Annotated in this window: 18 protein-coding genes and 1 CRISPR repeat array; of the genes, 10 read left to right on the top strand and 8 right to left on the bottom strand. The window is 66.4% G+C overall.

Annotation, left to right across the window (positions count from 1 at the left end; translation table 11 throughout):
• Positions 1–2 precede the first annotated feature (2 nt).
• Together cas2 and MARPU_RS05905 are read left to right on the top strand one after the other, a co-directional pair.
• Complete coding sequence (gene cas2, locus MARPU_RS05910; protein ID WP_005220805.1) at positions 3–305, top strand: CRISPR-associated endonuclease Cas2; 303 nt, start codon at positions 3–5, stop codon at positions 303–305.
• Between the two features lie 124 nt (positions 306–429).
• A CRISPR array of direct repeats spans positions 430–4562; the repeat unit is 28 nt; unit sequence GTTACGAATCCCTATAAGGGGTTATGAG.
• A gap of 316 nt (positions 4563–4878) precedes the next feature.
• Positions 4879–6147 (top strand): HD-GYP domain-containing protein, encoded by a 1269-nt coding sequence (locus MARPU_RS05905; RefSeq protein ID WP_005220798.1) that lies wholly within the window; start codon positions 4879–4881, stop codon positions 6145–6147.
• Here the strand turns inward: MARPU_RS05905 and MARPU_RS05900 are convergent.
• The 3 genes from MARPU_RS05900 to bchE all read right to left on the bottom strand — a co-directional run bounded on the left by MARPU_RS05900 (position 6144) and on the right by bchE (position 9818).
• A complete protein-coding gene (locus MARPU_RS05900) occupies positions 6144–6467 on the bottom strand; it encodes a cysteine-rich small domain-containing protein (RefSeq protein WP_005220797.1) in 324 nt (107 codons plus the stop codon). The two genes, MARPU_RS05905 and MARPU_RS05900, sit on opposite strands and share 4 nt — an antisense overlap.
• Positions 6468–6481: 14 nt before the next feature.
• Positions 6482–8050, bottom strand: coding sequence for a cobyric acid synthase (locus MARPU_RS05895; RefSeq protein WP_005220794.1), 1569 nt, complete (start codon positions 8048–8050; stop codon positions 6482–6484).
• Positions 8051–8177: 127 nt separating this feature from the next.
• Positions 8178–9818: a magnesium-protoporphyrin IX monomethyl ester anaerobic oxidative cyclase gene (gene bchE / locus MARPU_RS05890; RefSeq protein WP_005220792.1), complete on the bottom strand. Its 1641-nt coding sequence runs from the start codon at positions 9816–9818 to the stop codon at positions 8178–8180.
• A 530-nt stretch (positions 9819–10348) separates the two neighbouring features.
• Here bchE and cobF point away from each other — a divergent pair.
• The 3 genes from cobF (at position 10349) to MARPU_RS17520 (ending at position 11944) form a co-directional block, all read left to right on the top strand.
• On the top strand, positions 10349–11131 hold the full coding sequence (gene cobF / locus MARPU_RS05885; protein WP_005220790.1) for a precorrin-6A synthase (deacetylating): 783 nt from the start codon (positions 10349–10351) through the stop codon (positions 11129–11131).
• A gap of 64 nt (positions 11132–11195) precedes the next feature.
• The gene (locus MARPU_RS05880; RefSeq protein ID WP_005220788.1) at positions 11196–11633 is read left to right on the top strand and encodes a DsrE family protein; all 438 of its coding nucleotides are present in this window, start codon (positions 11196–11198) and stop codon (positions 11631–11633) included.
• Between the two features lie 170 nt (positions 11634–11803).
• On the top strand, positions 11804–11944 hold the full coding sequence (locus MARPU_RS17520) for a hypothetical protein (RefSeq protein WP_005220786.1): 141 nt from the start codon (positions 11804–11806) through the stop codon (positions 11942–11944).
• Positions 11945–12785: 841 nt separating this feature from the next.
• Here MARPU_RS17520 and MARPU_RS05875 read toward each other — a convergent pair.
• Positions 12786–15083 (bottom strand): heavy metal translocating P-type ATPase, encoded by a 2298-nt coding sequence (locus tag MARPU_RS05875; protein ID WP_005220784.1) that lies wholly within the window; start codon positions 15081–15083, stop codon positions 12786–12788.
• An 88-nt stretch (positions 15084–15171) separates the two neighbouring features.
• Between MARPU_RS05875 and MARPU_RS05870 the strand changes: the two genes are divergently transcribed.
• Together MARPU_RS05870 and MARPU_RS05865 are read left to right on the top strand one after the other, a co-directional pair.
• A complete protein-coding gene (locus MARPU_RS05870; RefSeq protein ID WP_005220782.1) occupies positions 15172–15588 on the top strand; it encodes a MerR family transcriptional regulator in 417 nt (138 codons plus the stop codon).
• Positions 15589–15592: 4 nt separating this feature from the next.
• Complete coding sequence (locus MARPU_RS05865) at positions 15593–16225, top strand: epoxyqueuosine reductase QueH (protein WP_005220780.1); 633 nt, start codon at positions 15593–15595, stop codon at positions 16223–16225.
• Positions 16226–16296: 71 nt separating this feature from the next.
• Here the strand turns inward: MARPU_RS05865 and MARPU_RS05860 are convergent, their stop codons facing one another.
• From MARPU_RS05860 to MARPU_RS05845, 4 genes are read right to left on the bottom strand one after another with little or no spacing between them, the layout of a single operon-like run.
• Entirely contained in the window at positions 16297–17199 is a 903-nt protein-coding gene (locus MARPU_RS05860) for an efflux RND transporter periplasmic adaptor subunit (RefSeq protein WP_005220777.1), read from the bottom strand.
• Positions 17196–17405: a DUF1656 domain-containing protein gene (locus MARPU_RS05855; protein WP_005220775.1), complete on the bottom strand. Its 210-nt coding sequence runs from the start codon at positions 17403–17405 to the stop codon at positions 17196–17198. The genes MARPU_RS05860 and MARPU_RS05855 overlap by 4 nt, the downstream gene beginning before the upstream one ends.
• Positions 17402–19426, bottom strand: coding sequence for an FUSC family protein (locus MARPU_RS05850; RefSeq protein WP_005220767.1), 2025 nt, complete (start codon positions 19424–19426; stop codon positions 17402–17404). The genes MARPU_RS05855 and MARPU_RS05850 overlap by 4 nt, the downstream gene beginning before the upstream one ends.
• 5 nt (positions 19427–19431) lie before the next feature.
• Positions 19432–19890 (bottom strand): MarR family winged helix-turn-helix transcriptional regulator, encoded by a 459-nt coding sequence (locus tag MARPU_RS05845; RefSeq protein WP_005220765.1) that lies wholly within the window; start codon positions 19888–19890, stop codon positions 19432–19434.
• Between the two features lie 286 nt (positions 19891–20176).
• Here MARPU_RS05845 and MARPU_RS05840 point away from each other — a divergent pair, with 286 nt between their 5' ends.
• Genes MARPU_RS05840 through MARPU_RS05830 form a run of 3 tightly spaced genes read left to right on the top strand, consistent with a single transcriptional unit; the run spans position 20177 to position 24949 of the window.
• Positions 20177–20647, top strand: coding sequence for a MarR family winged helix-turn-helix transcriptional regulator (locus tag MARPU_RS05840; protein ID WP_005220763.1), 471 nt, complete (start codon positions 20177–20179; stop codon positions 20645–20647).
• 58 nt (positions 20648–20705) lie between these two features.
• Positions 20706–21836: an efflux RND transporter periplasmic adaptor subunit gene (locus MARPU_RS05835; protein WP_005220761.1), complete on the top strand. Its 1131-nt coding sequence runs from the start codon at positions 20706–20708 to the stop codon at positions 21834–21836.
• Entirely contained in the window at positions 21833–24949 is a 3117-nt protein-coding gene (locus tag MARPU_RS05830) for an efflux RND transporter permease subunit (RefSeq protein WP_005220760.1), read from the top strand. Before MARPU_RS05835 ends, MARPU_RS05830 begins: the two co-directional genes overlap by 4 nt.
• The last annotated feature ends 61 nt before the right edge of the window (positions 24950–25010 follow it).

Raw genomic sequence — 25010 nt, 5'->3', positions numbered from 1 at the left:
TCATGTTCATGCTCGTCACGTATGACGTCGAAGCGAAACGGACCAGAATTTTCAGAAAAATCCTGAAGCGCTATCTCAACCACGAACAATATTCTGTTTTCTCTGGAAACATGACCGAAGCGGAAGCCTTGCGCTTGCGCCAAGAGCTGAGCGCGGCCATGCTCCCAGAGGATAGAATCACCGAAATCACAGCAGAAAACCGCAAGAATGTAGAGGTCACCCACTTGATCAAGGCAAAATCCGGCAAAGGAGCAGTCAGTCGTAAAGCGGACACCAGACACAAGACCGATTACGGCGTCTTGTAGCCCCAGACGTCTATCGCCTGTGAAGTCTCCAACTACAGACTCCGACGCACGGCCATCAGCCTCCACACAAAGAAAGTCAACACAAGCATCATTCAACACTAGAGGAAACACATCAAAATCGAGGGTTACGAATCCCTATAAGGGGTTATGAGATCCGCGTCAAGGCTTAAGCCTGCTGGGGGCCGTTGGTTACGAATCCCTATAAGGGGTTATGAGTTCGAAGTGTTCGCGCAGATCCCCGCGAATGCGGCAAGTTACGAATCCCTATAAGGGGTTATGAGGAGTCGGCGTCGCTGAGATCGCGCAGATAGCGCGGCGTTACGAATCCCTATAAGGGGTTATGAGACCGTCGACTTGGCCCGGCGGCGCTCGGTCTCCAGGTTACGAATCCCTATAAGGGGTTATGAGACTGGGCCAGTAGCGCCACAGCTCGTCGAGCACGACGTTACGAATCCCTATAAGGGGTTATGAGAGAGGAAATAGGCGGAGGCAATGGCGAATTAGTACAGTTACGAATCCCTATAAGGGGTTATGAGAGCATCAGCGAATTCTTCGACGCCCTCCCGCTAATCGTTACGAATCCCTATAAGGGGTTATGAGCCCTTGGGGCATCACGTAGAAACACCGCCCCCCGCCGGTTACGAATCCCTATAAGGGGTTATGAGGCCAAGTCCGAGTTCAGCCGCGCCATGGCCCAGCATGTTACGAATCCCTATAAGGGGTTATGAGGGTGATGGATCCGGTGATGGTACCGGTGGAGATGGCGTTACGAATCCCTATAAGGGGTTATGAGGGCGGCGATACCGGCGGTAGCTCCGGCGGCACTGATGTTACGAATCCCTATAAGGGGTTATGAGCCGGCGGACCGCCGCGCGGTTGCAACGCCGCGGCGGGTTACGAATCCCTATAAGGGGTTATGAGCCGGCGGACCGCCGCGCGGTTGCAACGCCGCGGCGGGTTACGAATCCCTATAAGGGGTTATGAGCCGGCGGACCGCCGCGCGGTTGCAACGCCGCGGCGGGTTACGAATCCCTATAAGGGGTTATGAGGCCACCGGCATAGCCGAGGAGCAAAACATGCTCGCAGTTACGAATCCCTATAAGGGGTTATGAGCGCTCAGCGTAGCGGGCAAAGCGATCATCTGCATCGGTTACGAATCCCTATAAGGGGTTATGAGCCTAGGATTTGAGTTGCGACACACAAATCACGTAGGGTTACGAATCCCTATAAGGGGTTATGAGACTCCATGCGCGGCGCCTTGGGTGGCTCAGGCTCGGGTTACGAATCCCTATAAGGGGTTATGAGTGACCAGATCCGCATTGCCCTGTCACAATGCGGCCCGTTACGAATCCCTATAAGGGGTTATGAGCAGCGCGACAGATAGCCGCCGGATTGCCCTCCACGGGTTACGAATCCCTATAAGGGGTTATGAGAATGGATCCGCTCCATGTGCGGGCCGATGTCACCCGGTTACGAATCCCTATAAGGGGTTATGAGACCGGCGCCTCGGCGCTGGCGGTCAGCGGCACGGGTGTTACGAATCCCTATAAGGGGTTATGAGAATGACGCACGCGCCCGAAGCCCGCGCCGACTCGGCCGCCGAGTTACGAATCCCTATAAGGGGTTATGAGCAGGGCACTCGTGAGGAGCAGCGCGCCCGGGGTCGGGTTACGAATCCCTATAAGGGGTTATGAGACACTCAGACGCCAACTGAGCATCGATCTCCCACTCGTTACGAATCCCTATAAGGGGTTATGAGAGTACATCATCAATCTGCTGCACAAGGGCGAGACGGGTTACGAATCCCTATAAGGGGTTATGAGTCAATAAGTAGTTGCGGCTCACGCCGCTTTGTTGGTAGTTACGAATCCCTATAAGGGGTTATGAGAGCCACGGCGGGCACAGAGAACGCAATGCGACGTCCGTTACGAATCCCTATAAGGGGTTATGAGCCACGCGCCGAGGCTTGACCCAAGCGGCCCCGTCACGTTACGAATCCCTATAAGGGGTTATGAGCCGGCGATGTCGGGCCGGTCCTGCAACTCGAGATAGGTTACGAATCCCTATAAGGGGTTATGAGGCGATTGCCGCGGTCATCAAGGATCTCTTCAAGGCCGTTACGAATCCCTATAAGGGGTTATGAGACCGAGATGGTGATCTCGCGGCCGTGTTGGAGGCCAGTTACGAATCCCTATAAGGGGTTATGAGAGATACCCGATCAGGTCCAGATCCACGTCCTCATCCGTTACGAATCCCTATAAGGGGTTATGAGGCCGCCGACAAACGCACTCATGGCGTCTCATCCGAAGTTACGAATCCCTATAAGGGGTTATGAGAGACCGTGCTCGAGCACATAGGCGGCGATGGCCAGGGTTACGAATCCCTATAAGGGGTTATGAGAGACCGGGCTCATTGCTCTTGACAAACCCGCCGCAGGTTACGAATCCCTATAAGGGGTTATGAGATGCAGGGCTGCAGCATCGCCAACGGAAACACCGAGTTACGAATCCCTATAAGGGGTTATGAGATTTTCCATAGTGTCAGATTCCGCTTTTTTGTTGTGGTTACGAATCCCTATAAGGGGTTATGAGACCTCGCGCGGCTGCATCTGGCGACGCGGCGAAATATGTTACGAATCCCTATAAGGGGTTATGAGGGGAAGTCGCTGGTGGTCTGGAAGGCCCGCCCGACCGTTACGAATCCCTATAAGGGGTTATGAGGCAGCGAAGTACCGGTCCTGCGCCCGCTCCAACGACGTTACGAATCCCTATAAGGGGTTATGAGGAGATCTCCGCGCCCTCTTTCGGTGTGCCGGCGCTCGTTACGAATCCCTATAAGGGGTTATGAGCTGGCCCGAGTCGATGGCCACCACCCCGCAGACCTCGTTACGAATCCCTATAAGGGGTTATGAGTCGCCCACGAACGCCTGCATATAGGATTTGAACTGGGTTACGAATCCCTATAAGGGGTTATGAGTCGCCGTTCAAAGTGCTGACGCCAAACACCCGGCCCGTTACGAATCCCTATAAGGGGTTATGAGCTCATGTCGTCGGACCACCAGCCCCCTCGTCGAGGGGTTACGAATCCCTATAAGGGGTTATGAGCACGCGGACTGTTGCTCGGTGAATGCAGATGCAGCCGTTACGAATCCCTATAAGGGGTTATGAGGCTTTGCAGCAGTACCAGTACGCCGCCGATCAGGCCGTTACGAATCCCTATAAGGGGTTATGAGTCGGTGAGGAGATAAGCGATGAAGAGCGCAATAGACGTTACGAATCCCTATAAGGGGTTATGAGATCTCGATGACCTGATCGGGGATGCCGGGTAGCGCCGTTACGAATCCCTATAAGGGGTTATGAGTCGAGGTCGGCCTCGCGCGTCAGCACGAGCTCGCCGGTTACGAGTCCCTATAAGGGGTTATGAGTCGTCGAGCAGTTCACCACCACACAGCCCGGGGCTCGTTACGAATCCCTATAAGGGGTTATGAGAGCCATGCGGCACACGTGTGGCGCATGTCGTGGATCGTTACGAATCCCTATAAGGGGTTATGAGAAGTCGGACACTCAGACATGCCGACGGATCTATGTAGTTACGAATCCCTATAAGGGGTTATGAGTATGACCCGAAGAAGTACGGGGCGCGGGTATGGCTGGTTACGAATCCCTATAAGGGGTTATGAGAGCGATCGAGGATCGATTGACACGGCGTGCGGCAATGTTACGAATCCCTATAAGGAGTTATGAGCCGCCGCCCTGGGCGGGGAATGCGTAGATCTCCTTGGTTACGAATCCCTATAAGGGGTTATGAGTCGAATGGGATGCCGTGATGCACGCCCAACGGATACGTTACGAATCCCTATGAGGGGTTATGAAGTCGATGAGCTGACGGTTGCCGCGAACGCCGTCCTGGTTACGAATCCCTATAAGGGGTTATGAGCTAGCGCAAGCGCCGCCTAAGCGTGGCGCTCCCAGCGTTACGAATCCCTATAAGGGGTTATGAGACCACCCGCCACCCCGCTGCATCGCTCCTCCAGGCGGGTTACGAATCCCTACAAGGGGTTATGAGTATCGGGAGGTTGAGGGCCTGCTCCACGGCCATCGGGTTACGAATCCCTATAAGGGGTTATGAGGTGCTCACCGAGGCCGGCCACCGCCAGCTGGTGCAGGTTACGAATCTCTATAAGGGGTTATGAGGCTGCCGGGTCTAACACTGGGAGATCCCCAGATCCTGTTACGAATCCCGACAAAGGATTATGAGATAGGTCGCGAGTCTTTTCCATTGCGTGATAGATGCGTTACGAATCCCCTCAAGGGATAACGAGCAGCCTCTAAGCAGATCTTGGGGATGTCTGGCATGGACGACACCCCCTATGAGAGCCGACAGACCTCACCCAGCGGCGTGGCGCTGGAGACGCACCAGATCAACATCTGGTGTTAGGATGGGGTATGGAGCACCATCCCAGGCGGTGCCCGCTCGCGTGTTGACACGGCCCGGATCGGGGCCGCACGCAATGCTGCAACATGGATGTTCAATCAGTGCCCCACGCCGCTCACCGTCTGCCGGACGGCTCGCGATGACGCTCGACGAGTCGGTCTATATCCGTCGTCTCACCACCCTCGGTGACACACAGCCGATCGCCGCCAGCGCCGATATCCGCGCGGCCAATGGCAGCAAGTTGCTGGCCCGTGGCGCGCGGATCAATCGCTCGGTGCTGGAGCGATTGCTGCGCCACAAGCTGCTCGAACCGATCGACCGAACCACTCGCCTCGCCGAGCGGGTCGATCGCACCACCTTGCTCGAGACCATCGCGCGCCTGCTCGATCGGGACCCGACTCTGGCGGCACTGATCGCCTGTCTCGGCGGGCCGCACCACGACCCGCGCCGCACCGCCGCGCGGATCGATCCACCCGGCGTGCTCGGCAACAAGCTCGCCGTTGCCCGTCACCTCAACCCGGCGCTGTTTGAGCATGGGGTCGCCACCCTGCTCGCGGCCGATGCGCTGGCCAGCGCGCGTGCCCTGGAGCCTCGCGACCAGGAGCGTCTGGCGTTGGCCGCGCTCTGTCACGACATCGGCATCCTCCATCTCGAGGCCGCCTCGCTGGCTCCCTCGCAGCCCCTGCACCCCGAGCACTGGAGTCAGTTCTATGCCCACCCACGGATCGGCGCGCTGATCCTCGAGGGCGAGCCACAGACCCGCGGACGGATCGCGCGCGCGGTGCTCGAACACCACGAACGCCTCGACGGCAGCGGCTACCCCCATGGCCGACGCGGCAAGGACCTCAGCCGACTCGGCATCCTGCTCGCCTTCACCGAGTTCATCGTCTCCACCAGTCAGCGGCTGGGGGCGCACGAGCTGCTCACCATCGCCAAGACCCAGGACGCGGGTTTCGATCGCGCCCTGATCGGGCAGCTGATCGAGGGGATGCGCGAACGCGTGGAGTGGCTGCCGGCACCGTCGCCGCGCCTCGAGACCGAACGACTGCTCAGCGCGCTCGATACGCTCTGGGAGGTCATCGAGCCACCGGATGCCGGCGATCGACTGCTCAATCTCGGGTTGGCGGAGATCAGGCTGATGCTGGTGCGCACGGGCCTCGCCCCCGATGCCATGGGGACGGACCCCGAACTACTCGGCGACGATCAGCAGATACGGCTCGAACAGGAGCTGCTGCTGCGCGAGGCGCTGTTCAGGCTGCGACGATTGCGACTGGAAACACTGCGCCGCGCCGACGAGCGATCGAGCCGGCTCGAAGACTGGATCAGGCGCTCTGGGGAACTGCTCACGGCGGTGCGGCAGGCGCTGCAGGAGCAACAGCCATCGGCCACCGCGCTCGCCAACGGCTAGGTGGGATCGCGTCGACGATAGCGCCGCTGCGGCTCGCCGCACCAGGGCCGGGGGTCGTCGAGCCACTTCTGGATGAACGACCAGGCGGAGTGATAGCCCTCGTGCGGCAGGCGGCAGTCGGTGCAGTCCTTGCGCCGATTGCCGTGACGGTCGGTGTAGATCCGATAAGGACCGGGACAGTCGTAGGCGATCAACGGGCAGTAGCAGAACAGACAGTTGAACGTTCGCCGCACCCCGGGATGACAGGGGTAGAAGGGGCAGTCGTGGTTGGTGAAGCCCTTGAAGGACGGGTTGTCGGTCAGCTCCTTGGGTTCGGTCACGATGCCCCTCCGCCTCAGCGCGCCAGTGTCAGCAGGGCGTCGAGATCGAGATTGGCCTCGCAGTGATCGGCCAGGGCATCGAGCGCAGCCTCGATGCGCGCCTCGAAGTCGATCCGCGCCGCCTGGGCGCCGACCTGGTCGAGCCAGTGCGCGCGGAACGTGTCACCACTGAAGATGCCGTGGACATAACCGCCCATCACCCGCCCGTCGGCGCTGATCGCGCCCTCGGCGCGCACCCCGCCCTGGCCATCGTCGAGCATCAGCCAGGGGCGTTCGAGCCCGGCCCCGGCGGTGCGCCCCATGTGCATCTCGTAGCCGGTGAGGCGACAGCCGCTGCGCTGATCGTGGCCATCGATCTCGATCAGTCGCTTGTCGCCGCCGATCTCGGTCTCGATGTCGAGCAGCCCGAGCCCGGGGGTCTCGCCCGGCTCGCCCTCGATGCCCTGGGGGTCGCGCACCACGCGCCCGAGCATCTGGTAGCCGGCGCACAGCCCCACCACCCGGCCGCCACGGCGCACATGGGCGATGATGTCGACGTCCCAGCCCTCGCGGCGCAGACAGTCGAGATCGGCGCGGGTGGCCTTGGAGCCGGGCAGGATCACCACGTCGGTCTCGGCGGGGATCGCCTCGCCCGGCTGGATCCAGCGCAGGTTGACGCTCGGCTCGGCGGCCAGCGGGTCCATGTCGTCGAAGTTGGCCACCCGCGACAACCGCGGGATGGCGACGTTGAGCACGCCGCCGCTGGTCTCGGCCGGGCGTTCGAGCGCCAGCGAGTCCTCGGCGGGCAACCGCCCCGCCCCCTCGAACCAGCGCAGCACGCCCCGGAAGGGCCAGCCGGTGATCTCGGTGATGGTCTCGCAGGCCGGTTCGAACAGCGAGAAGTCGCCACGGAACTTGTTGACGATGTAGCCCACCACCCGCTCGCGGTCGGCCTCATCGAGCAGCAGCCAGGTGCCGACCAGCGAGGCCATGGTGCCACCCTTGTCGAGATCGCCGAGCACCACCACAGGCACCTCGGCGCGCTCGGCGAAGTGCATGTTGGTGATGTCGCAGTCGCGCAGATAGACCTCGGCGCCGCTGCCGGCGCCCTCGACCAGCACCAGGTCGGCCTCGGCGCAGAGCCGCTCGAAGCTGTCGAGCACCGCCGGCATCAGCCCCTGGCGCATCTCGTGATAGACCCGCGCCGGACAGTTGCCGAGCGCGCGCCCGCGCAGCACCACCTGGGAGCCGACGTTGCTCTGCGGCTTGAGCAGCACCGGGTTCATGTGGATCGAGGGCGCCACCCCGCAGGCGCGCGCCTGCAGCGCCTGAGCGCGACCGATCTCGCCGCGCGGCTGCTCGCCGTCGGGGCCGGGGGCGGCATCGGTGTCGGTGGTGACCGCCGCGTTGTTGCTCATGTTCTGCGCCTTGAACGGGCGCACCACCAGGCCGCGGCGGGCATAGGCGCGGCACAGGCCGGCGACCAGCATGCTCTTGCCAACGTCCGAGGCGGTGCCCTGGATCATCAGCGTGCGGGCACGGCGTGGGCCGCTGTCGCGCAGCGGTGGGAGGTCGATCTTGATCGTCGGTGCGGAATCGGTCATGCGATGAATCTCTGAACGACACGGCCCGCGTTCGTCGTGCGACGAAGCGGGCCGATGGTTGCCTATGCGGCGCGAGCGGACGGAACGGCCGCAACCGTCCACCCGCCCGCGTCGACCAAGTCGCGGATCAAGCGTTCTCGTACTGCTTGACCTGCTCCTCGGTCATCTGCTGATCGCCACCGCCACAGGCCTTGGGCCCGGCGCAGGCCTGGGGCGCAGCGCCGGTGGCCGAGACCGCCGGACGCTTGGCCGGCGGCGCCTTCTTCCAGGCATTGTGATCCGGCTCGACGATCTTGGCGCGGCTCTTGTCGTAGTCGAACTTGATCAGCTTCTTGAACATCGGCCCCCAGTAGTTCTGCTTGCCGAGCTGGTAGAAGCGACGCTCCATGGCGCTCTTGAGGAAGGCCTTGATACAGCCGATCAGGTACTTGCGACGGAAGGGGTCGCGCACCCAGGGGTACTGGAAGAACATCCGCTTCATGTAGAAGCGTCGGTAGTTGGCCATGACCCCGTCGAGCAGCTCGGCGCGATCGATGTTGTCGGGCTTCATGATCGGCGAGACGAAGTTGTACTTCGAGTAGTCGAAGACCTCCACCCGGTCGCTCATCTCGGTGAACATGTCGGCGAACGGCCAGGGGGTGTACATCGACCAGTTGGCCATGTCCGCGCCCCAGTCCATGACCATCTGATAGGTCTCTTCCAGGGTCTCGCGGGTCTCGTTCTCGAGACCGACGATGAACTGCGCCTCGGTGACGATGCCGTTTTCCTGGAGCAGCTGGATCGCGCGTTTGTTCTGCGCGACCGTGGTCTCCTTGACGAAACGGTCGAGGTTGAGCTGCGCGGCCGCCTCGGTGCCGAGCGAGACGTGCACCAGACCCGCCTTGCGGTAGAAGGGCAGCAGCTCCTCGTCGCGCATGACGTCGGTCACACGAGTGTTAATACCCCAGTGGATGCCGAGATCGCGGTCGATCAGCTCCTGACAGAAGGCGACGAACTTGTTCTTGTTGATCTGCGGTTCTTCGTCGGCAAGGATGAAGAAGCCGACACCGTGGACCTTGACCAGCTCCTCGATCTCATCGACCACGCGCTTGGGATCGCGCACGCGGTAGTCGCGCCAGAACTTCCACTGCGAGCAGAAGCTGCAGGTGAAGGGACAGCCGCGCGCCATGTTGGGCGTGGCCACCGGCACCCCGAGCGGGATGTAGATGTACTTCTGCCAGTCGAGGATGCCCCAGTCCGGCCAGATCGAGTCGACGTCCTTGATCGAGGGCTCGGCCGGGGTGGCGACCACCTGACCGGCCTCGTCGAGGAAGGCGATACCCTTGACATCGGCGCGATGACCCGGCCAACCGCTCTGATCGATGCTACGCACCAGGTTGAGGGTGACCGCCTCGCCCTCGCCGCGCACGATGGCGTCGATCCAGGGCGCCTCTTCAAGCACCTGCTGGAACATGAAGGTGGCGTGGATGCCGCCGAGCACGGTCAGGGCCTGCGGGCGCTCTTCCTTGGCGACCTGCAGCAGGCGCTGCGCGGCGTAGATCATCGGCGTCATTGCGGTGGTGGCGATGATATCGGGCTCCACCTCGCGGATGGCGGCACGCAGCTGATCGTCGTCGAGCTTGTCCACCATGGCGTCGATGAAGTGGTAGTCCTCGTAGCCACCGGACTTCAGATAGCCAGCCACATAGGCAACCCACGCCGGCGACCAGTTGCCGGCGATATCGGCGGCACCGGCGCTATAGTTGGGGTGGACAAAAAGGATTCGCATTGTCAGCTCCGGGTTATCTCGATCGTCGGACTCAGCTGGGCTCTGCTGAGTGTAGTGAAGCCCCGCCAGACTGCGACAGTTGGCACAGACACCGTCGACCGACGCAGCGCGACGGGGCCGGGGCGAACGGCTCGCTCGAGGGCGTGCGATGACGAACGATCATGACGGGAGTCCTGTGACGGGCGAGCGCTTGGCCAAATTCGAAACAGTCGGTGTAGTAGTAGATGACGCAAGGGCAAGCATCGACCACGATCCGCGAGCATGCGTCAGCCCCTTCGGCGCTGGCAACCACAAAACCCTTGTGGGAAAAATTCTCGCCCGCATCATGTCTGCAAAAAGCCGGTTCTACGTCGGGCAGGCATCTTACCAACGGATCCCAGAATGCGCCACGACCGATACGGCTGACTGTCCGGCGAGGATACTGCTACCATCAGCCACCGCCGACGCGGCTGGCTGGCACCACACCAGATCATGGGGCCAGACAGTCCGTCACTCCGGCCGCGAGGCCTGGTTGGTCGCTGGTTATACACATGAAGACGCTCTATCTCATCGGCATGGGTCCGGGGGACCCGAAATATCTCACCCTGCAGGCGATCGAGACCATGCGGAAGACCGATGTCTTCTTCATGCTCGACAAGGCCGGGCGCGGCAAGGAGGATCTGCTCGCACTGCGCCACCAGATCCTCGACGCGCACTGCGAGCCCGGCAGCTACCGGGTGGTCATCGCCGAGAGCCCCCAGCGCACCATCGAGAACGGCGACTACAAGGAAGGCGTACGCCGCTGGCACCAGCGCAAACGCGAGATCTTCGCCGAGCTGATCGAGCGCGAGCTGGCCGACGGCCAGTCCGGCGCCTTCCTGCTGTGGGGCGATCCCGCGCTCTACGACCAGACCATCACCAACATCACCGAGCTGGTCGCCGAGCAGCCAGAGCAGCTGCGCTTCGAGGTCATCCCCGGGATCACCTCGGTCCAGGTGCTCACCGCCCGGCACAAGATCCCGCTCAACCGCGTCGGCGAGGCGATCACCATCACCACCGGACGCCATGCCGAGCACTGCGACCCGGCCACGCTCGACAACGCCGTGGTGATGCTCGACTACAACGCCTCCTACCAGCGCTTCACCGGCCAGGACATGGATCTCTACTGGGGCGGGCTGGTCGGCACCGCTGACGAGCGCCTGGTCGCCGGACCGCTCGACGAGGTGGTCGACGAGGCGCTGCGCGCCCGCGCCGAACTCAAGGCCGAGAAGGGCTGGCAGATGGACATCTACCTGCTGCGCCGACGGCGCGACGAGCAGCAGGACGAGGACTGACAGGGCCGGCGCGCCCACAGGGGCGCGCCGCTGCAGGATCCCAACCACGACAGGAGGTCGAACCATGTCCGCTCGCACCACGCGCCTCGGCGCACTGCTCATCGCACTGCTGCTCAGCATCCCCGCCAGCGCCCTCGCCACCCCCGATCGTCACGTCTTCTACAACCTCACCAGCGACGAGGCCTGGCGCGCCGGCATGGCGCTCGGCCACGCCACCCGGGCGCTTGAAGCCGGCTACGCCGTCACCGTCTTCCTCAACGTGCGCGGCGTCTATCTCGCCCAGCAGGGCTTCGCCACCGACCGTGCCGGCGGCGCCCCCGACGACCTGCGCGGCCAGCTCGTCGGGCTGATCGACGCCGGCGCCGAGGTGATGCTCTGCGGCATGTGTCTGCGCAAGGCCGGACTGGAGATGGCCGACATGCTTCCCGGGACCGTCAAGGTCGACTGCGCGCGCAGCCTCGCGGCGATGAGCGCCGAGGACACCGTCGTGATCAGCTACTGATCGCGTCCGGCACCAGCGGTGCGGTCTGAAGACGGGACCCGGGTCTCACCCCGGCACGCCAAGGGTTTTACCCCCTTGAATCGGGGTGCGAAAAGCCCGATTCTCGATTGCGAGGGTCGGGCGCGCTGGTCGCCCGGCAACACGACTTACGACCACGCGAGGACAGCCCAATGAGCGAGGCACTTCTGACGACACTCCAGCTGGCGCTCTTCACCGGCGCCCTGGGCGCCATGGCCTGGCAGCTCCAGCATGCCCGGCGCCGTGCCCGCCAGACCGTCCCGGTCAGACGCACCCGCACGCGCATGCGCTGACCCGCGCCCCTCACCGTCATCCCCACCACAACGGCCAACCGCAATGCGGTTGGCCGTTTTTCGTCCAGCCGCCAGCCGCCAGCCGCCAGCCGCCAGCCGCCAGCCGCCAGCCGCCAAGAGATTGAACCGCAAAGCCGCGAAGGGCGCGAAGGGCGCGAAGGCAGGAGAGATTCCAACCTTCAGCCGCCAAGGGATTGAACCGCAAGATACCGTCTTTCCCGTCAACGGCCGACCATGCACACCAGCCGTCCCGACTGGAGGCTGGAGGCTGATCGCTGGAAGCTGATTTGAACCGCAAGATGCCGTCTTTCCCGTCAACGGCCGACCGCACACCAGCTGCCTCGACTGGAGGCTGGAGGCTGATCGCTGGAAGCTGCTTTGAACCGCAAGATACCGTCTTTCCCGTCAACGGCCGACCATGCACACCAGCCGCCTCGACTGGAGGCTGGAGGCTGATTGCTGGAAGCTGCTTTGAACCGCAAGGCCGCAACAGACGCGAAGGCGGGAGGGATTCCAGCCTTCAGCCGTCAGCGACCAGCCACACGCCTCCCCTGCGCTCCGCCCCACAAGCCCGCTGCTCTCAAGCCCGCTGCTCTCAAGCCCCCTTTGGACAAAGGGGGTTGGGGGGATTCGACTGCGATGACAGCTAACGCACCTCGACCGCTCGGGATCACCGACCGGTGACAGAGGGACCCGCTCCGACTGGAGGCTGGAGGCTGGTCGCTGATCGCTGGCCGCTGACGGCTAACCGCTGCCCCGGCAGTCCACGCCCACACCAAAGACCTCAACCTCTTCGCCGGGCACGCTGCGCTTTGCCCGGCTTACGGAAAGGTGCTCTCTCTTACTGGAGGCTGGCCGCTGGCGACCGGTCGCCGTCCCGGCAGCAGTCGTCCGGCTTCGCACCACTGGCCTCCTGACGGCCCGAAGCCCCTGCCGCCGCTGGCTCGACCACCCGCGCCCGCAGCAGTCGCAGCGAGTTGGCGGTCACCAGCACGGTGGCGCCGGTGTCGGCGAGCACCGCCGGCCACAGCCCGGTCACGCCGAGCAGGGTGGTAACCATCAGCCCGAGCTTGAGCCCGATGGCGAGGGCGACGTTCTGGCGGATCACCCGCAGGGTGCGGCGCGACAGCCGCACCATCGCCGCAACATCACCGACCCGACCGTGCAGGCTGGCGGCGTCGGCGGTCTCCAGCGCCACCTCGGTGCCGCCGCCCATGGCGATGCCGATCTCGGCAGCGGCCAGCGCCGGGGCGTCGTTGATGCCGTCGCCGACCTTGGCGACCCGCTCGCCGGACTCCTGCAGCTCGCTCACCAGCCGTTGCTTGTCCTCGGGCAACAACCCGGCGTGGGCGGCGATGCCCAGCGGCCCGGCCAGGGCCGCGACCGCCGGGCGCTGATCGCCACTGAGCACCAGGGCGCCGATCCCCAGCCGGTCGAGCGCCGCGATGCCGGCGGCGGCATCCTCACGCGGGGCGTCGTGCATCGCGATCAGCCCGAGCGCACGCCCGTCCTCGACCACCACCGAGAGGCTGCGCCCCAGCGCCTGCTGCGACTCGGCGGCGACGACCAGCCCGGCAGCATCCTCTGCGATCAGCTCGCGCGCCGCCGTCAGCGAGCCGAGGAAGCAGTCACGCCCACCGATCTCGCCACGCACCCCGCGACCGGGGAGCGCGCGCACGTGCTCGGGGGCGACGGCGGCGATACCCGCTGCCTCGGTGTGGGCGAGGATCGCCCGCGACAACGGGTGCGACGAGCCCTGACTGAGCGCGGCGGCACACTCGAGCAGGCGCGCGCGCTCACCCTCCAGGACGACCACCTCGGTCACCCGCGGCTGGCCCAGGGTCAGGGTGCCGGTCTTGTCGAAGGCCACCCGGGTGATTCGCGCCAGCCCCTCGAGCACTGCCCCGCCCTTCATCAGCAGCCCCTGACGCGCGCCGGCGGCCAGCCCGGCGGCGATCGCAGCCGGGGTCGAGATCACCAAGGCGCAGGGGCAACCGATCAGCAGGATCGCCGCGCCGCGATAGACCCACTCCGACCAGACCGCACCAAGGAACAGCGGCGGCACCACCGCCACCAGAGTGGCGAAGAGCACCACCAGCGGGGTGTAGACGCGGGCGAAACGCTCGATGAAGCGCGCGCTCGGCGCCTTGCGCGCCTGCGCCTCGCGCACCAGCCGGGTGATCCGCGCGATGGTGTTGTCGGCGGCATCGGCGGTGACGCGCAACCGCAACCGACTCTCCAGGTTGACGCTGCCGGCAAACACCGCATCGCCCGGACGCCTGAGCTGGGGCAGGCTCTCGCCGCTGAGCGGCGACTCGTCGACGCCGCCGACACCCTCCAGCACCTCGCCGTCGGCGGGGATGCGCTCGCCCGGGTGGACCTCGATGCGATCATCGACCCGCAGCCGCTCGGCGGCGACCGTCTCCAGCGTACCGTCGGCGCGCAGCCGACGCGCGTTGCGCGGCAGCAGCTCGATCAGGGCACCGATCCCGGCGCGCGAGCGCCGCGCCGCCAGCCCTTCGAGCGACTCACCGACCTGGAACAGGAAGAGCACCGCCGCCGCCTCGGCCTCGGCGCCGACGGCCACCGCGGCGAGCGCCGCCAGACTCATCAGCGTCTCGATCGACAGCGGCGAGCCGAGCCGCGCCGCCGCCCAGGCGCGCCGCGCCACCGGGACCAAGCCGAGCAGCACCGCGGCGAGGAAGATCGGGCGCGCGAAGGCGGGGAACAGGCTCGCCGCGCCATAGGCGGTGAGCATCAGCGCCCCGGTGCCAAGGGTGAGCAGCCCCTGACGGCTGCGCCACCAGGGCGTGGGCCGATCGACGCCCGTCGGCACCGTCTCCGGGGCGGCACAGGCCGCCGCGCCGCAGCCGCAGGCCGGGGCCTCGGTCGGCGCGGTCTCGCGTGGCGTGAAGCCGAGGCGCGACAGGGTCTCGGCGAGTCGCGCCCGCTCGATTCCGGGCGCATGCTCGACCCGCACCTCGGCGGTGGCGAGCGAGACCGTCACCGCGCGCACCTCGGGCAAGCGACCGAGCGCCGTCTCCACCCGGCTCGCGCAGGCCCCGCAATCCATCCCATCGACCCGCAACCGGGTCTCCACGGGCACCGTCAGCGGCACCCCGACAGCTTGGCTAGACATCTTCAGATTCACCTCATCGATACAATCCTGTCGTCATCGATGAGGCTACAATCTCTAGTGACTAGAGCATCAAGTGAGAATCAGAATCATGCTTGGAATCGGTGAGCTTTCCCGCGCGACCGAGGTCAAGGTCCCGACCATCCGTTACTACGAGGAGATCGGGCTGCTGCCCGCCCCTGCGCGCACCGCGAGCAACCGCCGTCGCTACCCGCAAGCGGCGGTGCAACGGCTACGCTTCATCCGTCACGCCCGCGAACTCGGTTTCGACATCCCCGCGATCCGCGCGCTGCTCGCGCTCGAGGGCGACGGCGAGCCGCCCTGTCATCGCGCCGACGCCATCGCCCGCGCCCATCTCGATCAGATCGACCAGCGCATCGCGCGTCTCACCGCGCTGCGCGACGAGATCAGCCAGATGCTCGCGGACTGCGACCGCGCCTGCGACGACCACTGCCGGGTGCTTGAGGTGCTCGCCGATCACAGCCACTGCCGCCACCAGGAACACTGACCCCATGCCGCCACGCGTCCCACTGACCCCACCGGTCGCAACCGACCAACTGCTGCTTCATACCTGTTGCGCGCCCTGCTCGACGGCGATCGTCGAGTGTCTGCTCGACAACGGCATCACTCCGGTGCTCTATTACTTCAACCCCAACATCCACCCCGAGCGCGAGTACCGGCTGCGCAAGGCCGAGACCATCGCCCACGCCGAGCGCTTGGGACTGCGCTTCATCGACGCCGACTACGACCCCGCCGACTGGGTCGCGCGGATGCGCGGACTCGAACAGGAACCCGAGCGCGGCAAGCGCTGCGCACGCTGCTTCGACCAGCGGCTACGCGCCACCGCCGCCGAGGCCGCGGCCCAGGGACTGACCCTCTTCGCCACCACCCTGTCGACCTCGCGCTGGAAGGATCTGGCCCAGATCGACGCCGCCGGCGCGGCGGCCGCCGCAGCCAACCCCGGCGTCCACTACTGGGCGCGCAACTGGCGCAAGCAGGGGCTCACCGAGCGGCGCAACCAGCTGGTGCGCGAGCTCGACTTCTATCAGCAGACCTATTGCGGTTGTCTCTACAGCCTGCGCGACGCGCGGGCGCGCGAGCGCGGACAGCCGCGGACGGCGACCCGGGCCGACACTGACACCTGAGCGAACGACAGCGATCACCGACGGCGCCGCGTCAACCCCGGTAGAGACCGATCATGCCGTGGCAGGATCGGTCATCGCCCGGCCGCCTGGTCGAACGGCAACACGATCACCGTCGCGGTGCGTCCCACCACCAGCCCGTCCTCGGGCAGGGCGTCGAGGCGGATGCGCACCGGCACGCGCTGGGCCAGACGCACCCAGCTGAAGGTGGGATTGACGTCGGGCAGCAGGCTGTCGCCGGCGCCACGGTCGCGGTCCTCGATGCCCATGGCGATGCTCTGGACATGACCGCTCAGGGTGCGCTGCTCGCCCATCAGCCGCACCAGCGCGGGCTGGCCGACCTCGATCTGGCTCAGCTTGGTCTCCTCGAAATAGCCCTCGACCCGGTAGGAACGGGCATCGATCAACGCCAGCACTGGCGTGCCCGCGGTGACATAGTCGCCGGCGCGCAGCGCGAAGTCCGACAGTACCCCATCGGTCGGGGCGCGCACCGTGGTGCGGGCGAGATCGAGCGAGGCCAGATCGCGCGCCACCTCGGCGCGGGTCAGCGCCGCCTCGGCGAGGATCTGGCGCGACAGGCTGTCCTCACGGTCCTCCTTCGAGATGACGTCACCGAGCGCCAGCGCGCGCTCGGCATCGCGCCGCGCCTGCTCCATATCGGTCCGCCGCGCCAGCATCTCGGCGGCGGTCTCGCGCAGCGCCAGCACATAGCGTCGACGATCGATCTGGAACAGCGGATCACCCTCCTCCACCCGCTGGTCGTTGGTGACGAAGACCTCGGTGACCAGCCCGGAGACGTCCGGGGTGATACGCACGATATCCGCGCGCACCCGCCCGTCGGGGGTCCAGGGCTCGACCTGATAGTGGATCCACAGCCGCTGGCCGGCGAAGAGCGCGAGCACGACGGCGGCGAGGGTCAGACCGACCCGGCGGATGCGTTGCCAGGTGGCGGACGGGAACAGAAAGGCTTGAGTCATAGCAACCAGGATGAGGAGAGTTTCACCACCAGGGCCCAGAGGATCACGAACACGGCGACCTCGAACAGGGCCTGGTGCCAGAGATGACGATAGAGACCGAGGTGGATCAGCACCCGGTTGAGGACCAGGGTCAGCGCCAGCGCGATGGCGCTGGTCACCAGCTCCGCGTGCAGATAGACGCCGAACAGGTTGAGTTCACCGCTCATGCCGCGCCCTCCATCACCCGCGCCGGCGGCGCGGCCTCAGGGAAGAGATTGCGCCGCAACCCGACCAGGGCGCAGAGCCCGCGCGCGCCGGTAGTGGCCAGATCGTCCCGCGCCAGCCGCCCGAGCAACCGGTCGAGACGCGCGCACAACGGCGGCCCGGGCGGCTCCGGCGCGCCGAGGGCCCGCGCCTGATAGCAGGCCCCGACCCCATCGAGCAGGCCGTCGAGTTCGACGACCATCGGCTGCGGCAGGCGCCGGCGCAGCGCGCGCAGGGTCGCCAGATCGATGCCGACGCGCAGCTCGCGGAGGATGTCGAGTCCCTCGAGATCGCCGGCGCGGGCGGCGGCGAGCTTGGGACTGAGCAGCCCCACCCGGTCGACCAGCCGCGAGGCGAGATCGACCGCCGAGTCGTCGTCACGCCCCCCGGCGACCCGGGCGAGATCGCCCCAGGTGTGGCGCAACAAGCGACGGGCGCTGACCTCGGCGCTCATCGAGCGCAGGGTGCGGGTGACCAGCACCGCGGCGAAGACGCCGAAGAACTGCGAGAGATTGATGTTGACGAAGCGCGCGAAGTCGGCGGAGAAGTGGTCCTGGATCACGAGTGTATTGACGAGATTGACGATGAGTGACAGCGCCGGGAAGGCCAGACGCGGATCGGGGATCATCGCGCCCACCGCGAGCAGGGTCGGCGCGAGCACCAGCACCAGCATCGGGAAGCCGCTGATCGCCGGCATCAGCACGAACAGATAGAGCGCGCCGAGCACCATCGCCACCAGCAGATAGATGCCGAACTTGCGGATCGCCGGCACCGGGTCGTCCATCGCGGCGAACAGACAGCAGGTGATCGCGGCGGTGATCGCCGCCGACTCCCCTTCCTGCCAACCGCTCCAGATCCACACCACGCAGCACAGCAGCACCGCGCCGAACGCCGCGGCTCCGGAGAGCGCCGCCAGCCCGAGGTCGCGATGCAGTGGGCGACGCTCGCTCGCCTGCCCGGCGCCGAGCAGCCGCGGCGGCGGTCCCTCGGGGTCCTGCAGATAGGCGTGCAGGGCATGGGCGTCGGCCTGCGCGCGCAACAGCTCGATGGCGCGCGTGAGCAGGCTCGAACGGTTGAAGCCGTACCAGTCGCGCACCGACATCGACGTCCGAGCCGCCTCGAGTTCGGCGATCAGCGCCTCGCCGCGGGCGCGCGGCGCGCCGGACTCGATCCACTCGGCCAGCGCCGCGAGCAGGCCGCGCAGCTCGGGGTCGAGTTCGGGCGCGATCGCGCGCAGCGCCGCGAGCCGGTCCGACAGGCTCGCCAGCACCGGCACCAGCACCAGCACCCGGTCGCGTAGCTGACGCACCACGACGGTGGTCTCGCGCAGGAAGGAGGTGTCGAACGGCAGGTGCCTGGCCATCAGCTGGATCTCGCTGACGGCGCCGGCGAGCCGACCACGGTCGCGTTCGAGCTGATCGAGATCGCCGCGCAACAGCGCCAGCGCCCAGCGATCGGCCTCGCCGAGCCAGTGACCGATGCGCCCACGCAACGCCGTACCCACCGGACGCGGGAACACCAGACTATGGACCAGGGCGGCGCAGGCGATGCCGATGAGGATCTCCTCGACCCGCGCCGCGGCGATGTCGAAGATCGCCGTCGGCTGGTTCACCGCCGGGAAGCCGATCATCGCGCAGGTATAGCCGGCGAGCATCAGGATGTAGCTCGGCGGCGAGCGATCGAGCACCGAGAGCGCCAGACAGCCGCCGACCCACAGCGACATCGCCAGCGACAGCAGCAGCGGCGCGTGCACCAGCAGCGGCACCAGCAGCACCGCGCCGACGGCGCCGACGAAGGTGCCGAGGAAACGATAGAGCGCCTTCGAGCGCACCGCCGCGGCCAGCGGACCGCTGACGATATAGACGGTCATGATCGACCAATAGGGACGCTCCAGACCGATGCTCATGGCCAGATAGAGCGCCAGCATCGCCGCGACGAAGGTATTGGCCGAGAACAGCAGCGCACTGCGCGAGAGCTTGGGCATGGGGCTCAGCGCTGGCCCTCGCCACGCGCCACCAGCCCCTGCTCCAGGGCCTCGAACACCCGCAACGCCGCGGCCAGGTCGTCATCGGCGACCGGCCCGAGCAGCGACTCGCGCAAGCATCCGAGTGCGCTCTCGACGCGCTCGGCCAGGGCCTCACCGGCGGCGGTGAGGTGCAGCGTCTTGGCGCGGCGGTCGCTGCCGTCGTCGCGCCGCTCCACCAGCCCGCTCGCGCACAGCTGATCGAGCAGTCGCACCAGCGACGAGCCGCGGATGCCGATCTCCTCGGCGAGCGCGTGCTGGCGCATGCCGCCGCCGTCGCGGGCGATGTGCAGCACCGGCACCGCCTGGGCGTCGGAGATCCCGTAGCGGGCCAGCTCGCGGTTGACCTCCTGACGATAGAGCCGCGACAGCCGCACCAACCGTGTCGTCAGCGCACGCTCCCGTTCCTGTCTGTGCTCGGTCACGACAGCTTCCACAAAATCAATAGATGCCTAAATATTAGTTAGCATGCTAACTATCTGTCAATGGACGCGGCGCATCATCCTGATCGGGCCATCCGCCCAGCCACTGATCCCAGGCGCCCTCTTCCTCTTGCCGTCTGCAGGCACCCCAGCGCGGCGCAACGCCTCGGGTCGACTCCCGGTCCCGGGGCAGCAAACCAGTCGCCCGTGGCGTGACGGGAAAGCCTCAACCCCAGGGCCGGTGATCCGGGTTGTTGCAAAATGGTTTAGGAGCTATACAATTAATCCCATGGACACCCCGGCACACGACTCGATCGACGCACTGATCCGCCACCTGCTGCGACTGCTCAACAAGCTCGACCGTATCGAGAAGCAGCCGATCCAGGTGGAGGACGGGCTCGATCTCAGCACCAAGGAGATCCACACCGTCGAGGCGATCGGCGAGCGCGGGACGATGAACGTCACCGAGGTCGGCACCCATTTCGGCATCACCAAGGGCGCGGCCTCGCAACGGATCAGCCGGCTGGTCGAACGCGGGCTGGTCACCAAGCGGGCGGCCGCGCACAGCAACAAGGAATTCGAGCTGAGCCTGACGGACCTCGGCTGGCGCGCCTTCCGCGCCCACGAGCACTACCACGGCAGGGCCAAGGCCGAGCTGATCGAACGGCTCGCCGCCCTCCCCCGCGAGCAGCTCAACGATGTGACGGTGGTACTCGACATCATGGAAGGCGTGATGAACGAACGGCTGCGCGAGCAGTGATCTTTTTTTTCGCGCAAAAGGTTTAGCTCCTAAACATTTTGCGCCGGAGGACCCCACCATGACGATCATGCGTAAACGGACCGCGGCGGGACTGACCGGGCTCGCGGCGCTGACCGCGCTCGCCCTGCCGCTGTACGGGGACTGGTCGAGCGAGGCGACGACACCGCAACCGGCCGCAACCGAGGTGACGCGTCCGGTACCGACCGCCGTCGTCACCCGCGACACGCCCTGGGTGACACGAGACTTCCCCGGCAGCGTGCGCGCCAACCGGCGCGTGGAGCTCGCCTTCGACCTCGACGGCCTGCTCGTCGAGCTGGACGCGCGCGAGGGCCACGCGGTCGCCGCCGGCACGGTGCTGGCGCGGCTCGACGACCGTGACGCGCGCAATGCGCTGAGCGCCGCCCAGGCGCGCTTCGACGACGCCCGCCGCACCCTCGATCGCGCCCGCGAGCTGCGCGGCCAGCGGATGGTCTCCGAGTCCGAGTACGACAAGGCGCGCGCGACCCTGGACATCGCCCAGGCCGAGCTGCAGGCGCGCGAGAAGGCGGTCACCGACACCGTGCTGCGCGCGCCCTTCGACGGCGTGGTGGCGGCGCGCCACCTGGAGAACCACGAGCGCGTGACCGCCGGCCAGGCGGTGCTCTCGCTGCAGGACGGCTCACGCATCGAGGTGGTGATCCAGGTCCCCGAGCGGCTGATCGCCCAGGGCGGGCTGGAGGCGCTGCACAACCCCCGGGTGCGCTTCGACGTCGAGGGGCGGCGCTGGTTCGCCGCGCGCACCCACGAGTACCGGCTGCAGCCCGACCAGGCCACCCGCACCTACGACCTGACCATCGCCCTGGCCCCGCCCCCGGGGATCAACATCCTGCCGGGGATGAACGCGACCGTACGCACCGACATCGACCAGCCGCCGGTCGCCACCGGGGCGCCCACCGAGGTGATCACCCGGGTCCCGAGCGAGGCGGTGTGGCGCGACGCCGACGGGGCCTGCCACGTCTGGGTCGTCCCCGAGGCCGGCGGCACGCCGCGCCGCGTCCGCGTCGAGCCCGGGCCGCTGCGTGACGGTCAGATGCTGATCCTCTCCGGGCTGCGTCCCGGTCAGCGCGTCGCCGTGGCCGGGTTGCGCGCGCTGCGCGAGGACCTGCCCGTGCGCCCCCGACTGGCCGGCAAACGAGGGCTGGAAGGATGAACCCCGCCGGTATCGCGATCAGGAACGGGGCGGTCACCCAACTGCTCTGCATCCTGCTGTTGATCGGCGGGTTGCTCTCCTACGCCAGTATCGGCCGGCTGGAGGACCCGGAGTTCTCGATCAAGGAGGCGCTGATCGTCACCCACTACCCCGGCGCCACCGCCGAGGAGGTCGAGCAGGAGGTCACCGATCCGCTGGAGACGGCGATCCAGCAGCTCAAGCAGCTCGACGAGGTGCGCTCGATCTCGCGCGCCGGGCTGTCGATCATCTTCGCCGAGATCAAGGAGACCCACGACAAGCACAGCCTGCCCCAGGTCTGGGACGAACTGCGGCGCAAGGTGCGCGACGCCGCCGGCACGCTGCCGCCGGACAGCGGCACGCCGGTGGTCAACGACGACTTCGGTGACGTCTACGGCGTCTTCCTCGCGATCACCGGCGAGGGCTATTCAAAGTCCGAACTCAAGGAGGTGGCCGAGGACCTGCGCAAGTCACTGCTGACCTGTACCGACGTCGGTCGCATCGACTTCTGGGGAATGCCGGACGAGGCCGTCTATATCGAGATCGACCGCGCCCGACTGACCCAGCTCGGGCTGCACCCGCGCACGATCCTCGACGCCATCGCCCAGCAAAACCGCGTGACCAGCGCCGGCGAGGTCAGGGTCGGGAGCAGACAGGTGCGGCTGCGGGTCGACGGCGACTATCGCGACATCGACGAACTCGGCGAGCAGCTCGTCGAGGGCGGCAACGGGCGGCTGTTGCGCATCGGCGACATCGCCACCATCAGCCGCGGCGACATCACCCCCGCCAGCCAGCTGCTGCGGCGCAACGGCGAGGACGGCATCGGGCTCGGCATCTCCACCGTCTCCGGCGGCAACGTCATCGCCATGGGCGAGGCGATCGACCAGCGCATCGCCGAGCTGCGCGCGCGCATCCCCGCGGGCATCGAGATCCACGCCATCGCCCACCAGGGCGACACCGTGCGCGACAAGGTGCAGGGCTTCGTCCACGGGCTGATCTCGGCGGTGGTCATCGTCATCCTGCTGCTGGTGGTCTTCATGGGGCCGCGCGAGGGGTTGATCGTCGGCGCGGTGCTGCTGCTGACGATCATGGCGACGCTGCTGTGCATGCGCGCGCTCGACATCACCCTGCAGCGCATCTCGCTCGGCGCGCTGATCATCGCGCTGGGCATGCTGGTCGACAACGCCATCGTCGTCACCGAGGACATCCTCGAGAAGATGCGCGCGGGCATGGAGCGCACCCGCGCCGCCGAGACCACGGTCAGCGAGCACCAGTGGCCGCTGCTCGGCGCGACCGGGATCGCGATCCTCGCCTTCGCCGCCATCTCGCTGTCCGACGACATGACCGGCGAGTGGCTGGAGAGCCTCTTCCAGGTGATCTGTCTGTCGCTGGGACTGAGCTGGCTGCTGGCGATCACCGTCACGCCCTATCTCTGCGCGCGCTTCCTGCGGGTCGGGCAGGACGGTCGGACGGGCAGCGTCACCGACACCGCCTTCTATCGCCGCTATCGACGTCTGGTCGCCTGGTGTCTGGGGCATCGGCCGATCGCGCTCGGCGTCACCCTCGCGGTACTGGTCGCGGCCATGGCCGGCTTCTCCAAGGTCCAGCAGGACTTCATGCCCGACATGAACCGCGATCAGTTCATGGTGCAGCTGTGGCTGCCCGAGGGCACCCACATCGACCGCACCGCCGCCACCCTCGCCACCATCGAGCGGCACGTCGCCGGGCTCGACGGCGTCACCGCCACCACCGGGTTCGTCGGCGCCGGCTCGCTGCGCTTCCTGCTGACCTACGAGCCGGAGATGACCAACAGCGCCTACGCCATGCTGCTCGTCGACGTCGAGGACTTCCACGCCATCCCCACGCTCGCGCGCACGGTGATGACGCACATCGAGCACCACCACCCCGAGATCACCGTCACCGCCGACGCCTTCAAGCTCGGTCCCGGCGGCGGCGCCGTCGAGGCGCGTCTGATCGGCCCAGAGATCGCGGTGCTGCGCCACCTCGCGCAACAGGTCGAGACCATCATGCGCCGCGACGACAACGCCCGCACCGTGCGCACCGACTGGGGCGAGCCGGTGCCGGTGCAGGTGATGACCATGGCCCGCTCCCAGGCCCAGCGCATCGGCGTCACCCGCCCGGAGATCGCCGAGGCGGTGGCGATGAACTTCTCCGGCGTGCGCGTCGGCACCTATCGTCACGGCGACGACCTGCTGCCGATCCTGGTGCGCGCCCCGGCCGAGGAGCGCACCCGGATCGACACCCTCGGCAACGTCCGGGTGTGGAGCGAGACCAACGACCACTGGGTGCCGCTCGAACAGGTCACCACCACCGCCACCACCGGCTGGGAGGATCCGGTGATCCGCCGCCGCGACCGCGAGCGCACCCTCTCGGTGCTGAGCAAGCCGGTCTCGGGCACCACCGAGGCGCTGTTCCAGCGGCTGCGCCCCCAGATCGAGCAGCTCGACATCCCCGACGGCTACCGACTCGAATGGGGCGGCGAGCACGAGGCGGCGACCGAGGCCAACGCCAAGCTGATGTCCAACTTCCCCATCGCCTTCCTCGCGATGTTCGTGATCTCGGTGATGCTGTTCAACTCGCTCCGCCACGCGACCGTGATCTTCCTCGGCCTGCCGCTGGTGATCGTCGGGGTGGCCCCGGCGATGCTGCTCGCCGGCAAGGCGTTCGGCTTCATGGCGATGCTCGGCTTCCTCAGCCTGTTCGGCATGCTGATGAAGAACGAGATCGTGCTGCTCAACCAGATCGATCTCGAACGCGCCGCCGGCAAGCCGCCCTATCGCGCCGTCCTCGACGCCGCGGTCAGCCGCGTGCGCCCGGTCACCATGGCCGCCTTCACCACCGTACTCGGCATGGCACCGCTGCTGTGGGACGCCTTCTTCTCGCCGATGGCCGTCACCATCATGGGCGGACTGACCATCGCCACGGTACTCACCCTGGTCGTCGTGCCGGTGATCTATGCCAGCGTCTTCCGCATCGATGCCACCACCGACGCGGCCCGCGCGGCGCCACCACCAGGGCCGTCCACCGAACGGTCGGCACGGGTGATCATGGACAGGTCGTGTCCATCCGGGTAGATAATGCGGGTGAAACCACACACCGCGCGGGGTCGGAGCGATCCGGCCCGCGTCACACCCG

Source organism: Marichromatium purpuratum 984, assembly GCF_000224005.2.
GTDB classification, from domain to species: domain Bacteria; phylum Pseudomonadota; class Gammaproteobacteria; order Chromatiales; family Chromatiaceae; genus Marichromatium; species Marichromatium purpuratum.
Note: the sequence above shows the minus strand (reverse complement) of the source record. Positions and strands in the feature narration are given on the sequence as shown.

Excerpts from the sequence above, each read along its gene's own strand:
- MARPU_RS17520 (WP_005220786.1), top strand. The coding sequence starts at position 11,804 with ATGAGCGAGGCACTTCTGACGACACTCCAGCTGGCGCTCTTCACCGGC.
- MARPU_RS05850 (WP_005220767.1), bottom strand. The coding sequence starts at position 19,426 with ATGCCCAAGCTCTCGCGCAGTGCGCTGCTGTTCTCGGCCAATACCTTC.
- MARPU_RS05855 (WP_005220775.1), bottom strand. The coding sequence starts at position 17,405 with ATGAGCGGTGAACTCAACCTGTTCGGCGTCTATCTGCACGCGGAGCTG.
- MARPU_RS05865 (WP_005220780.1), top strand. The coding sequence starts at position 15,593 with ATGCCGCCACGCGTCCCACTGACCCCACCGGTCGCAACCGACCAACTG.
- MARPU_RS05870 (WP_005220782.1), top strand. The coding sequence starts at position 15,172 with ATGCTTGGAATCGGTGAGCTTTCCCGCGCGACCGAGGTCAAGGTCCCG.
- cobF (WP_005220790.1), top strand. The coding sequence starts at position 10,349 with ATGAAGACGCTCTATCTCATCGGCATGGGTCCGGGGGACCCGAAATAT.
- MARPU_RS05905 (WP_005220798.1), top strand. The coding sequence starts at position 4,879 with ATGACGCTCGACGAGTCGGTCTATATCCGTCGTCTCACCACCCTCGGT.
- bchE (WP_005220792.1), bottom strand. The coding sequence starts at position 9,818 with ATGCGAATCCTTTTTGTCCACCCCAACTATAGCGCCGGTGCCGCCGAT.
- cas2 (WP_005220805.1), top strand. The coding sequence starts at position 3 with ATGTTCATGCTCGTCACGTATGACGTCGAAGCGAAACGGACCAGAATT.
- MARPU_RS05835 (WP_005220761.1), top strand. The coding sequence starts at position 20,706 with ATGACGATCATGCGTAAACGGACCGCGGCGGGACTGACCGGGCTCGCG.
- MARPU_RS05840 (WP_005220763.1), top strand. The coding sequence starts at position 20,177 with ATGGACACCCCGGCACACGACTCGATCGACGCACTGATCCGCCACCTG.
- MARPU_RS05860 (WP_005220777.1), bottom strand. The coding sequence starts at position 17,199 with ATGACTCAAGCCTTTCTGTTCCCGTCCGCCACCTGGCAACGCATCCGC.
- MARPU_RS05895 (WP_005220794.1), bottom strand. The coding sequence starts at position 8,050 with ATGACCGATTCCGCACCGACGATCAAGATCGACCTCCCACCGCTGCGC.
- MARPU_RS05880 (WP_005220788.1), top strand. The coding sequence starts at position 11,196 with ATGTCCGCTCGCACCACGCGCCTCGGCGCACTGCTCATCGCACTGCTG.
- MARPU_RS05830 (WP_005220760.1), top strand. The coding sequence starts at position 21,833 with ATGAACCCCGCCGGTATCGCGATCAGGAACGGGGCGGTCACCCAACTG.
- MARPU_RS05875 (WP_005220784.1), bottom strand. The coding sequence starts at position 15,083 with ATGTCTAGCCAAGCTGTCGGGGTGCCGCTGACGGTGCCCGTGGAGACC.